The 1,589-nt window shown below is 53.8% G+C and carries 1 rRNA gene (only partly in view); it reads right to left on the reverse strand.

Features of this window, described 5'->3' with window-relative positions:
• Positions 1-1,575 (reverse strand): 23S ribosomal RNA (locus tag ACI1P1_RS29650); its annotated part reaches 1,349 nt to the left of the window's first position; the annotation flags it as partial.
• Positions 1,576-1,589 lie beyond the last annotated feature (14 nt).

The following is a 1,589-nucleotide window of genomic DNA, read 5'->3' on the forward strand; positions in this document are numbered from 1 at the left end:
TTTCCCCTCCCCATCACAGCTTGACCTTACGGTGGGCGGATTTGCCTACCCACCAGTCTTGCTGCTTAGACGAGCACTTCCATCCGCTCGCGTCCTTGCCCTCCTGCGTCACCCCATTGCTCATAACGGCTTACGGTGGTACAGGAATTTCTACCTGTTGTCCTTCGACTACGCCTTTCGGCCTCGCCTTAGGTCCCGACTAACCCTGAGTGGACGAGCCTTCCTCAGGAACCCTTAGGCTTTCGGCGGATCAGATTCTCACTGATCTTTTCGTTACTTATACCGGCATTCTCACTTGTATGCAGTCCACTAGTCTTCTCAGTCTAGCTTCGACCCGCATACAACGCTCCCCTACCCATGCACTTACGTGCAAGCCATAGCTTCGGTGGCGTGTTTAGCCCCGTTACATTTTCGGCGCAGAGTCACTCGACCAGTGAGCTATTACGCACTCTTTCAATGGTGGCTGCTTCTAAGCCAACATCCTGGTTGTCTGTGCAACTCCACATCCTTTCCCACTTAACACACACTGGGGGACCTTAGCTGATGGTCTGGGCTGTTTCCCTTTTGACAACGGATCTTAGCACTCGCTGTCTGACTCCCGGTGACCTGTTCATGGCATTCAGAGTTTGACGGGACTTGGTAACCCTTGGCGGGCCCCTCACCCCATCAGTGCTTTACCTCCACGACAGTCACACCGAGGCTAGCCCTAAAGCTATTTCGGGGAGAACCAGCTATCTCCGAGTTCGATTGGAATTTCTCCCCTACCCCCAACTCATCCCCGGCTTTTTCAACAGACGTGGGTTCGGGCCTCCAGTGCGTGTTACCGCACCTTCACCCTGGTCAGGGGTAGATCACACGGTTTCGGGTCTACGCCTACATACTTAAAGTCGCCCTATTCAGACTCGCTTTCGCTACGGCTCCGCCTCTTCAGCTTAACCTCGCATGTAAACGTAACTCGCCGGTTCATTCTACAAAAGGCACGCCATCACCCATTAACGGGCTCTGACTTCTTGTAAGCGCACGGTTTCAGGTTCTATTTCACTCCCCTTCCGGGGTGCTTTTCACCTTTCCCTCACGGTACTGCTTCACTATCGGTCGCCAGGGAGTATGTAGCCTTGGCAGATGGTCCTGCCGGATTCCGACGGGGTTTCCCGTGCCCCGCCGTACTCAGGATCCGTCTAGGCATACGTAAAGTTTAGGCTACAGGGCTTTTACCTCATATAGCGGGCCTTTCCAGACCTCTTCGCCTACTCTACTTTTGCCATGTTGACGTCCTACAACCCCAAGGGACAAGTCCCTTGGTTTGGGCTAGTCCCCGTTCGCTCGCCGCTACTAAGGGAATCACTGTTGTTTTCTTTTCCTCCAGGTACTTAGATGTTTCAGTTCCCTGGGTGTGCCTTCAACCACCTATGAATTCAGTGGAAGATTCATGAGGTTCACTCATGAGGGTTTCCCCATTCGGAAATCCCCGGATCAAAGCCTGCTTACGGCTCCCCGAGGCGTATCGTCGTTCGCTACGTCCTTCTTCGGCTCCTGGCGCCTAGGCATCCTCCGTGCGCTCTTATTCGCTTAACCAGCTTGCATAAGCA

Source organism: Paenibacillus mesotrionivorans, assembly GCF_046098205.1.
Taxonomy (GTDB): domain Bacteria; phylum Bacillota; class Bacilli; order Paenibacillales; family NBRC-103111; genus Paenibacillus_AR; species Paenibacillus_AR mesotrionivorans.